The following is a 10,836-nucleotide window of genomic DNA, read 5'->3' on the forward strand; positions in this document are numbered from 1 at the left end:
CATCCTTAATCTGTATTAATATTCGCGCCTAATATTTAGTCGTCCAGCTCTGCTTGGCGGCTTATTCCGCACGATACTTCAAACGGATTATTGCTCCACGTTTATGGATGAAGCCACTCCTCTACCGCGCTTATTGATCCTGTCCAAAGGTGCTCAGTGCATACCCACCCTGCCCTCGCTGCTGCCCGATTACGTGCTGCGAAACGGCACCGTGGCCGACGTGCGCAAAGCCGATTGCATGATGGCCTGGGGACGCAAGCCGAGCGCAATCAAAGCCATGGCGATCGCCTCGCAGGCCAATTTGCCGGTCGTCACCCTGGAAGACGGTTTTTTACGCTCCATGGGTTTGGGCGCTGATGAGCCGCCGCTGTCGCTGATTGTCGATGACATCGGTGTTTATTACGACGCCAGCGCGCCTTCGCGCCTGGAGCAATTGATTGGCACCCCACTGAGCCCGGACGAAACCAGTCGCGCCCAGGCGCTGCAACAACTGTGGCAGCAGCAGCGCGTGTCCAAATACAACGACGCACGGATCGAACACCCTGATCTGCCGGATGATTGTGTGTTGCTGGCGGATCAAACCTTTGGCGATGCATCACTGCAAGGTGCTGACCCGCAAGCGTTCAACGCCATGCTCGACGCGGCCCTGGCGCATTATCCCACCAGCACTGTGCTGCTCAAGGTTCACCCGGATGTAGTCGCGGGTCGCAAGCAAGGGCATTTTGATCTGGCGGCGCTGGCCACCCACCCTCGGGTGCAGGTGCTGGCGAGCCCTGTTCATCCGGCCGAATTACTGCCGCGCATGCGGGCCGTGTATGTCATGACCTCGCAGCTGGGCTTCGATGCCCTGATGTGGAATGTGCCCGTGCATACCTGGGGTATGCCGTTTTATGCCGGTTGGGGGCTGACACAGGATCGCTTGCCGCCTCCGCCCCGTCGCCACCCGGTCAGCCTTGAGCAACTGGTACATGCCAGCCTCGTGCGCTATACGCGTTATGTCAGCCCCGAAACCGGGCAGCCGTGCACGCCAGAGGTGCTGATGCACTGGCTGGGTCTGCAGCGCCGCCATCGCAGTGCGCTGCCAGCGTCGGTGCAAATGATGGGTTTCAGCCGCTGGAAAGAACCGCTGGTCATGCTGTTTTTCAAGGGCTCATCCATTCAGTTCGTCAAACCCGAGCTGCCGCTGGATCCGCTTCTGCCTACGGTGTCCTGGGGCTGTAAACACGACACCGAACTCATGGCGCACCCTCACCCGGTGAGCCGGGTTGAAGACGGTTTCCTGCGCTCGGTCGGCCTCGGCGCAGGCAAGACCAGGCCGCTGTCCTGGGTCGTGGATGATCTGGGGATCTACTACGACGCCACCCGCCCGTCGCGCCTGGAACGCATCTTGCTTGAAGATCCCTTTGAGGCTCCATTGCAGATGCGGGCGCAGGCCCTGCGCGAGGCTATTTGCCGTACAGGGGTCACCAAGTACAACTTGCCCGGCAATCCGTGGCTGCGACCCGCTGAAGCAAAACGGGTGATTCTGGTCACAGGACAAGTGGAAGACGATGCGTCGATCCGCTTTGGGGCCAATCGCATCCGCAGCAACCTGCAATTACTGCAGGCGGTGCGCGAACGTCATCCCGATGCCTGGGTTCTGTACAAGCCGCACCCTGAAGTACTCGCCGGCACCCGCGCCCGTGGCCCGGACGAAGAGCAAACGGTGGAATGGTGTGACGAAGTGATCGGTAACACGCCGCTGCAACACCTGTTGGACACCGTGGATGAGGTGCACGTACTGACCTCCCAGTCCGGTTTTGAAGCCTTGCTTCGCGGAGTCCCTGTGACCACGTATGGCCAGCCGTTCTATGCCGGCTGGGGCTTGACCCAGGACGAAGACCTGCACCCCGGGGTGCGAGCGCGACGCACACGCACCTTGAACCTGGATCAACTGGTGGCGGGCACATTGCTGTTGTACCCCACCTACGTCAGCCGCATCACAGATTGCTTTACCACCGCTGAGCAGACTCTTCACGAACTACAACACTGGCGTGCATCACCGCAGCCTGGAGCAACCACCAAATGGCAGGATTTGATACAGCGCTTGAACAGTTTGTTGGGCAAAATGCGCCTGAGAAACTGAAAGCGCGGGCACCAAATCCCTCACTTACTCCGGTTTCTCACAGCTTTCTGTTCCTGCAAGGCGTCAGCTCCCCGTTCTTCGCGCGGCTTACCAAATCGCTGCGCGAAATCGGTCAACAAGTGCAATGCGTCAACTTCAATGTGGGCGACGTGCTGTACAGCCCTGGCGCACGCACGTTTTGTTCGGCGCACGCCGGGGAACTGGAAGCATTTTATAGCCGTACGTTCCACCAGCTTGATGTCACCGACCTGGTGCTGTTCGGCGACTGTCGCCCCGTGCATCTCCCCGCCATCGCACTGGCCCGGCGCCTGGGCATTCGGGTCCACGTGTTTGAAGAAGGCTATTTCCGTCCGTACTGGATCACCCTGGAGCGCGACGGCGTCAATAACAACTCGCAACTGCCGAATGACCCGGACTGGTATCGGGAAGTCGGCAAGTTCATTCCGCGCTACGACAATGGTACGGCCTTCAAGCAGTCGTTTCTGACCCGGGCCACCCATGACGTGCTGTATCACTGCGGCGGCGCGCTGAACAAGCTGTGCTTTCCGAACTACCGCACCCACGCCCCCTTTACGGCCGCCACTGAGTACGTCGGGTATATTCGCCGTGGTGCGCGCCTGTTGCTTTCAGGGGCTCGCGATGATGCTCTGGTGGCGCAAGTCGCGCGCGAGCGCAACCCAACGTTCCTGTTGCCGCTGCAATTGGACAGCGATGCACAGATCAAGGATCACTCCCCCTTCAACAACATGTCCGAAGTGATCGACCATGTGCTGGCTTCGTTTGCCGCGCATGCGCCGGGCGACGCACGGTTAGTGGTCAAGGATCATCCGCTGACACCGGGGCTGGTGAACTATCAGCGCATCACCAAGACCCTCGCCAGACACTATGACGTAGTCGACCGGGTGGACTTTCTCGACAGCGGGCATATGCCTACGCTGTTGTCGCACATTGCCGGGATGATCACGGTCAACAGTACTGCCGGCGCTTCGGCGCTGCTGCACAAGCGCCCGACCTTCGCCCTGGCCAACCCGATCTACGCCCTGCACGGCCTGACACAACCCGGCAGTCTTGACGATTTCTGGGCACACCCGATCGAACCGGACATGGCTCTGTTTCATCATTTCCGCAACACGGTGATTCACACCACACAGATCAATGGCGGTTTTTATTCCCGCAGTGGTATCGACCTGGCCGTAAACCAATGCCTGGACGTGCTGATGGCAAAAACATCGAGAATTGAAAGCTTCCTATGACCCAACGCTCTACGCCCCGCTGTATTTTCATCACTGGTGCGACTGGCGGAATCGGCGGCGCACTGGCTCCGGCCTATGCTGCACCAGGGGTGACCCTGATCCTGCAAGGCCGTCGCCTGGACCGCCTGGAAGAAATGGCCGCCGAGTGCCGCGCTCGCGGTGCCCGTGTCTTGCTTGAACCGATTGATGTACGCGAACTCGACGAATTGCGCGCCATGGTGCGACGCATCAGTGACGCCGAACAACCCGATCTGGTCGTGATAGGTGCCGGCATCAACATCGACATCGGCCCTCAGGGTCAAGGTGAGCAGTGGGATGAAACCCGCGCCCTACTGGAAATCAACGTGATGGCCGCGTTCGCCACGGTGGAGGCCGCCTTGCCTGCCATGCGCGCCCGTGGTCATGGACAAATTGCGCTGTTCAGCTCGCTGGCCGGGTGGCGCGGATTACCGGTGACGCCGAGCTACAGCGCGAGCAAGGCTGCGATCCGCGTGTATGGCGAAGCCATTCGCGACTGGCTGGCCCCCGAAGGCGTGAAGATCAATGTGATCGTGCCCGGTTATGTCGAGTCGAAAATGTGTTTTGAAATGCCTGGGCCCAAGCCTTTTCTATGGACCGCTGAAAAAGCGGCCAATCGCATCAAGCGCGGTCTGGCGGCAAACCAGGCGCGTATCAGCTTCCCCTTTCCGCTGAACCTTGGCACCTGGCTGCTGGGGGTGATTCCGCAGCGCCTTTCTTCGTTTATCTTGCGCGGTCTGAATTACAGTGAGTGAGTTTTCCATTCTGCACATCAGTATTGTTGGCCTGCTGATCACCGTTTTGCTCGAACGCCTGCTGATTCCGCGGCCTGAGCTGCGCCGCCCCTTGAGCTGCTGGTCGCTGCACGCGGGTATCTGGTGCGTCAGCCTGGCGCTGCTGTACGGTTTGACCGCGCGCCCGCTGTTCAGCGGGATCAATGTGGTACTGGGCTGGTTGTTGATTGTGATGGTCAGCAACGCCAAGTACCACTCGCTGCGCGAGCCGTTCGTATGCGCCGATTTCGAGTACTTCAGCGACGCCGTACGTTTCCCGCGACTGTACCTGCCATTTTTCGGCATCGGTAAAGCCGCCCTGCTGGCCATCGGCTTTGTCATCTACCTCTGGGCAGGGCTGACCTTTGAACCACAAGTGGCCGGGGGCCGGCTTGATGCGCTATGGCTGGGCCTGGCCGGGGTGATCCTGCTGAAGCTGGGCCATCGTCGCGATGTACCGAGCTTTGATGCGCGTGCCGATGTGCAGCGCTGGGGGCTGGCAGCCAGCCTGTGGCGCTATTTTTGGGCCGCCCGTGCACCGGTTGATCCGGCGACCCTGGCCTCGCCTTTCGATCAGGGCAACATCGCAGCGTCTACCGCGCCATTACCCGACCTGGTGTCGGTGCAGAGCGAGTCTTTTTTTGACGTGCGCGAACTGTGGTCCGGTGTCAAACCTCAGGTATTGACCGAGTACGACCGCCTCGCAGAAGAAGCTCTGGCACGTGGCAAGCTGCAGGTAGCCGCGTGGGGTGCCAATACCGTGCGCACCGAATTCGCTTACCTGACGGGCATTCCCGGCGAACGCTTAGGGGTTCACCGCTTTAATCCATACCGTGTACTGGCGCGCAAGGGCTTGCCGAGTATTGCCAGCCACCTCAGGGCGCAAGGCTACCGCACGGTCTGTATTCACCCGTTCCATGGCAGCTTTTATGGACGCAACAAGGTGTTGCCCGCCCTGGGTTTCGACGAGTTCATCGACGTGCGCAGCTTTGATGAGTCGCAGAAAGCCGGACCCTTTATCGGTGATTGCGCCGTGGCGGACAAAATCCGCGAACTGCTGCAAGACCCGACCCGCACTCAACCCCTGTTCATCCACGCCGTGACCATGGAAAACCATGGGCCGCTGCACCTTGAACAGGTTGATGCGGCGCAACTGCCCACCTGGTTTGACCAGCCTCTGCTGCCAGGCATGGACGATCTGGCCCCCTACTTGCGACATATCGCCAATGCCGACCTGATGCTCGGCAAGCTGCGCACGACCCTCCAGGAACAAGCCAACGAAACGCTGCTGTGTTTCTTTGGCGACCATGTGCCCATCCTGCCCAATGTTTATCAGGCCGTTGGCGAGCCCGCAGGCGATACCGATTACCTGATCTGGTCCAACCGCCGCCCGTTCAACGTCACCCCAAGCCCGCTGCGGGTCGATGCGCTGGCCAGTCGTTTACTGGCCTGTGCTGCTCAAACACGCCCCATCAGCGGAGCCGAATGAAGCATGGTTGCCATCGTGCCGGGATCGAGCCTGACGCCCGACCTGCTCGCCGATCCCAAGCTGTCACGCCTGGTGACCGATGGCCGGGGGTCGCTGTCCTTTATCCTCGGCAATGCTGCCTCACGCCAGCGCCTGTTGAGCGCCAGCATTCACTGGGACCGTATACTGCTGGCCTTCGAAGACGGACACGCCGTGGGCTATGCCGCGCTCAAGTACCGGATGCGCGGACCGTTTGCGTTGCGCATCCAACCGTTTGTTCACGAATTTGGCTGGCTCAGCGGCACCCTGCGGTTTGCCGCGTTCTGCTTGAGCGAGTGGCGCGAATGGCGTTACCCGTTCTTGCTGTATGGCTTGCGGGTCCGCAAATCGGCGCGCAATCACGGCATCGCCAGCGCGCTGCTGCAGGCGTGCAGCAAACAGGCAGCGGCCTGTGGATTTACAGCTGTTTATCTGGAAGTGCCGCTGGCCAATGACCGCGCACGCCATCTGTACCTGCAAAACGGTTTTAGCCTGCTGCGCAAGCGCTGGGTGCCGTGGCCGCCGGTGCGCAGCATGCGCCGCGACGTGGAGGCTCAGCCATGAGCGGTCTCGACACCCCCGTCAGCCCTTTGCAGCCGCTGGTTGAAGGGCCCGGCTGGATCGGCATCATGTCGCAATGGGTAGCGTGGAAGGTGCTGCATTTGCCGCAGTTTCTCGGCCCGGAAGGCGAGCCATTCTGGTTGTGGCAGCGCGGGCGGCATGCGCCCAAAGACCTGAAAGCGATCGCCGGGATTGGCTACAAACAGTCATCGGCTCACGCGCGGGTACTGTGCCAGCGCTGGGGCTTGACCTACATCGCACTGGAAGACGGTTTTCTGCGCTCTTCGTCACTGGGTATCGAAGGTGACACGCCGATGTCGATGGTGGTCGACCCGGTGGGTATCCACTACCTGGCTGATCGCCCTTCCCTGCTGGAAAATATTCTTCAGAACCCCGACAGCCTTCATCCTGATGAACTTCAAAGTGCCCGCCAACTGATCGATTTGATGCGTCGTACCGGTATCGGCAAATACAACAACGCGCCCGACCTTGACCCCGCCGACCCGCTGGGCCGCGAGCAGCCGTTAATACTGGTGGTGGATCAGACCGCCGGCGATTATTCGATTCCGGGTGGCGGGCTGTGCGAAGCCGATTATGTGCGCATGCTTGACGTGGCAATCGCCGAAAACCCGGACGCCGACGTCCGTGTGCGCATTCATCCGGACTGCATTGGCGGGCAAAAGCCCAGTTGCCTGCTCGCCGCCGCAACTGCACGGGGTGTCCCGCTGGAAAGCCGGCCGGTGTCCTGGGCTTCGTTGGCGCGGCGTGCGCGCCGGGTCTACATCGGTACCAGTCAGGCGGGGCTTGAAGCCCTGATTCAAGGCGTGCCCGTGACCTGCTTTGGCCTGCCTTTCTATGCAGGCTGGGGCCTCACGGACGACCGCATGCCCATCCCACGGCGCCAGGCCCGACCGGACCTGGTGCAACTGGTGGCAGCCGCTTACATACGCTACAGCCGCTATGTCGATCCACTCACCAGTCTGCCGACCGATGCCCTGACCATCGCGCGTCAGTTGGCCCGACAGAAAGCACAAGATGCCGAGTTTGCCGGGAACATCACGGTGCTCGGGATCAAACGGCATAAACAGCACAACCTGCGGCGTTTTTTCAGCAGCCGCTGGGGTCAGTTGACGTTCACCACAGACAGCCCGGCGCTCCTGGAGAACCTGGCCACCAAGCGCGGCACCTTGCTGGTGTGGGCAGCCCGTGAACCGGCCAGCCTCAAGGCCCGCGCTCAGGCCGCGAACGTGCCGGTATGGCGTATCGAAGATGGCTTTTTGCGTTCCAGCGGGCTGGGCTCGCTCAATGCCCCGGCAGTGTCGCTGGTACTCGACCGCAGCGGCATCCACTACGATGCCGGCGCACCTTCTGACCTGGAAACCCTGCTCGAACACGGCGACTTTGACGCTGCTACGCTGGCAGAAGCCGCCCGACTGCGCGAGCGGATCGTGGCTCTGGGCGCCAGCAAGTTCAACCTCAAAAGTGACGCCGATCACCGCGTACGGGCACGACCAGGCCAGCGCCGGATTCTGATACCCGGCCAAGTGGAAGATGACGCCTCACTGCGCTGCAGTATTACTGCCCTGCACGACAATCTGGCGCTGCTCAGGCATGTTCGCAGCACTGCGCCGGATGCCTGGATCGTGTACAAGCCGCACCCGGATGTCGAAGCAGGCAAACGTTGTGGCCGCGTGAGCGACGCCGAGTTGCACGGACTGGCCGACCAAGTGTTGCCCAGTACCGATATCACCCGGCTCTACGCCCAGGTCGATGAAGTGCATACCCTCAGTTCGACTGCCGGCTTCGAAGCCTTGCTGCGCAATTTGACCGTCGTCACCTATGGCACCCCGTTTTATGCCGGCTGGGGTCTGACTCAGGACCAGCAGCCGTTGACCCACCGTACCCGGCGTCTTAGCCTGGATGAATTGGTCGCCGGTGTCCTGTTGCGCTATGCACGCTATAACGACCCCCACACCGCGCTGCCCTGCGATGCGTGGCATGCGCTAACATGCCTGTCGAACCCTCGCCCGCCACGCCTGAGCCACCGGCCGCGCGTTCGGGCATTGCTCAATTACACCCGGACCATGCTCGGATTTCGCCGAGCAGTGGCTCCGCTAAAGGATTAGTCCATGTCTGCTTCATTGAAGGATCTGGGCCGTTATGCAGCGCTGCCATGGCATTGCCTGCAACTGCTGACCCACGCTAAATCGTTTGAGAACAACCCGGTGTTGGGCAGCGCCCGCCTCAATGCCATGGGCTTGCACGTGCAGCGTCGCCAAATGGCGATGAGCATGGCAGCAATGCGCCGCCGGGCACTGGCGTCGAAGCTGAACCCGGCCGAACTGGCAAGCTTCGAGGAGCAGGGATTCTTCGTGCGCGAAAATGCCCTGCCCGCCGAACAATTTGCGGCCTTGCGTGCCGAACTGGGTGATTTGCGCAGCACTGGCTGGGAAATGCGTCAGGGCAAGGCTGTGACCCGGCGCGTAAGCCTGGACCAGGACGTGCTGGCGCAAAACCCGGCCACCGCTGCCTTCATCGCTGACCGCGGCGTGCGTGATCTGATTTCCTATGCGTCATCGAACACGGGCGGCATCACCTATCAATTGCAGTCAATCGTGATCGACGCGGTCAATGCCGACGAAGACCCGCAAACCCGCCTGCACGCTGACACGTTCCACCCGACCGCCAAGGCCTGGTTGTTTCTGGATGACGTGGCCGACGATCAGGGGCCGTTCAGCTATGTGCCAGGGTCTCATCGCCTGACGCCCGAGCGGTTAGCCTGGGAGTATCGCCAGAGCCTGGGTGCAGCCCGCTCACCCGAGCAAATGCACCGCGAGGGTTCGTTCCGGATTTATGAGCATGAATTGGCCGGGCTGGGTTTACCGCCGCCGCGGCGTTTCTCGGTTCCCGCCAATACGCTGGTGGTGGCCGACACATCGGGATTCCACGCCCGTTGCCCGAGTTTGCGCCCGAGCCACCGCGTGGAAATCTACGCAAGCCTGCGCCGCAACCCGTTTATCCCCTGGCGCGGCGCCCACCTGTTCGCCCTGCCATGGATCGCCAACCACCACATGCGCTGGGACATTCGTCTCAAGCGCATGATGGGGTTTGATAAACGCACTCATTGGCGGTTCATCGAACAGCTCAATGCCTACGAAAAGCCGTTTATCTAAAATTTCAGGCAGCAAGCAAGCCCGGCGCCTTCAAATTTTTTGAAGGCGCCGAGTTGGCGGTTCAGCCCAGTCGCGCCATTTCTTCGGCCACGATGGCCACGGTCCGGCTGATCTGCTCTTCGGTGTGTTCACACGACACAAAAAAGCGCACCCGCGCGGCTTGCTCCGGTACTGCCGGGTAGAGGATCGGCTGAGCGTTGATCCCGCGCTCAAACAAGGCGCTGGACAGCCGTCCCGCCTTGAGCGAGCTGCCGGTAATCACCGGTATCACGGCCAGCCCGGTACTGGTTGCCGTATCCAGCCCGGCCGCCTTGGCCAATCGCAAAAACTGCTCGCCACGAGCCTGGACGGTCTGCACTCGCTCATGGTCATTGACCAGGCAGCGCAGTGCCGCCAAAGCTGATGCCGTGACGGACGGCGGCATACCCACACTGTAGAGAAAACCCGGCGCCAGAAACTTCAAATGCTCCACCAGCGCCGTATTACCCGCAATGTAGCCACCGCAGCTGGCGAGGGTCTTGCTCAGGGTCCCCATCCATATATCGACGTCATCCCCGGCCAGGCCGAAGTGTTCACGTATACCCTTGCCTGTCACACCCATGACGCCCAGGGAATGAGCCTCATCGTCCATCAGGAAGATTTTGTGCTTGCGCTTGAGTTCGACGAATCGCGGCAAGTCCGGATAGTCGCCATCCATGCTGTAAATGCCTTCGACCACCACCAGCACTCGCTCAAAATACTGGCGCTGCTCACCCAGAATCCGGTCCAGCGCTTGCCAGTCGTTGTGAGCAAAGCTCAGGCGACGGGCACCCGAGAGCTGAATGCCCTGCAACACACTGTTATGTACCAACTCATCATGCAGCACTAAATCCCGAGGGCCGAACAGATAGCCGATGGTGGTGACGTTCGTGGCATGACCGCTGACGAACACAACCGCGTCATCCACTTGGTAAAAGCTGGCCAACTCGCGCTCCAGCTCACGGTGCAACGGTCGATCACCGGACACCACGCGACTGGCCGATACCGAGGTGCCGTAACGATCTATCGCGTCCTTGGCCGCCTGGGCCACGGCCGGATGCCCGGAGTAGCCCAGGTAGTTGTAACTGGCAAAGTTCACGTAGTCCCGACCGCCAATGCAGGTTTCAGCCCCCGCCAGTCCGTCATGCAAACGGAAAAACGGGTTGCCCAACCCCATGCGCGCAGCACTTTGCTGCATGAACTGCATCTGCTGATAGCCGGGATACTGATCGAACCGGTAAAACGCCTCGGGTACTTTCAGTGCCGCCTGCTGCGCCTGCTCAAGGGTCGCGCCATTGTTGTCTGCTGCTTCTGCACCGCTGCGACGGCGCTCCAGTGCTTGCTGGATCAACCGTTGCTTGATACCCCCACTCAGACCGCCGGGGGTTTTTGCACTTATCTCACTCAA

General features: G+C 60.9%; 8 protein-coding genes. 7 read left to right on the plus strand and 1 reads right to left on the minus strand.

Annotated features, from left to right (window positions below; genetic code table 11):
* Nucleotides 1-103: 103 nt before the first annotated feature.
* From DQN55_RS12555 to DQN55_RS12585, 7 genes are read left to right on the plus strand one after another with little or no spacing between them, the layout of a single operon-like run.
* Complete coding sequence (locus DQN55_RS12555; protein WP_048382158.1) at nucleotides 104-2,125, plus strand: capsular polysaccharide biosynthesis protein; 2,022 nt, start codon at nucleotides 104-106, stop codon at nucleotides 2,123-2,125.
* Nucleotides 2,065-3,378 (plus strand): capsule biosynthesis protein, encoded by a 1,314-nt coding sequence (locus tag DQN55_RS12560; protein WP_082150752.1) that lies wholly within the window; start codon nucleotides 2,065-2,067, stop codon nucleotides 3,376-3,378. The genes DQN55_RS12555 and DQN55_RS12560 overlap by 61 nt, the downstream gene beginning before the upstream one ends.
* Nucleotides 3,375-4,151 carry an SDR family NAD(P)-dependent oxidoreductase gene (locus DQN55_RS12565; RefSeq protein WP_048382157.1) on the plus strand — a complete coding sequence of 259 codons (777 nt, stop codon included), beginning with the start codon at nucleotides 3,375-3,377 and terminating at the stop codon, nucleotides 4,149-4,151. Before DQN55_RS12560 ends, DQN55_RS12565 begins: the two co-directional genes overlap by 4 nt.
* Nucleotides 4,152-4,158: 7 nt before the next feature.
* The gene (locus DQN55_RS12570; protein WP_172601057.1) at nucleotides 4,159-5,658 is read left to right on the plus strand and encodes an LTA synthase family protein; all 1,500 of its coding nucleotides are present in this window, start codon (nucleotides 4,159-4,161) and stop codon (nucleotides 5,656-5,658) included.
* Between the two features lie 3 nt (nucleotides 5,659-5,661).
* Nucleotides 5,662-6,240: a GNAT family N-acetyltransferase gene (locus DQN55_RS12575; protein WP_048382155.1), complete on the plus strand. Its 579-nt coding sequence runs from the start codon at nucleotides 5,662-5,664 to the stop codon at nucleotides 6,238-6,240.
* Nucleotides 6,237-8,363, plus strand: a complete 2,127-nt coding sequence (locus DQN55_RS12580; RefSeq protein WP_048382154.1) for a capsular polysaccharide biosynthesis protein — start codon at nucleotides 6,237-6,239, stop codon at nucleotides 8,361-8,363. The genes DQN55_RS12575 and DQN55_RS12580 overlap by 4 nt, the downstream gene beginning before the upstream one ends.
* A 3-nt stretch (nucleotides 8,364-8,366) precedes the next feature.
* A complete protein-coding gene (locus tag DQN55_RS12585) occupies nucleotides 8,367-9,410 on the plus strand; it encodes a phytanoyl-CoA dioxygenase family protein (protein WP_048382153.1) in 1,044 nt (347 codons plus the stop codon).
* Between the two features lie 61 nt (nucleotides 9,411-9,471).
* On the opposite strand, the gene DQN55_RS12590 is transcribed toward DQN55_RS12585, so the two are convergent.
* Nucleotides 9,472-10,827 (minus strand): aminotransferase class I/II-fold pyridoxal phosphate-dependent enzyme, encoded by a 1,356-nt coding sequence (locus DQN55_RS12590; protein WP_048382252.1) that lies wholly within the window; start codon nucleotides 10,825-10,827, stop codon nucleotides 9,472-9,474.
* Nucleotides 10,828-10,836: the final 9 nt, after the last annotated feature.

This window comes from Pseudomonas taetrolens, from assembly GCF_900475285.1.
In the GTDB taxonomy this organism is placed as follows: domain Bacteria; phylum Pseudomonadota; class Gammaproteobacteria; order Pseudomonadales; family Pseudomonadaceae; genus Aquipseudomonas; species Aquipseudomonas taetrolens.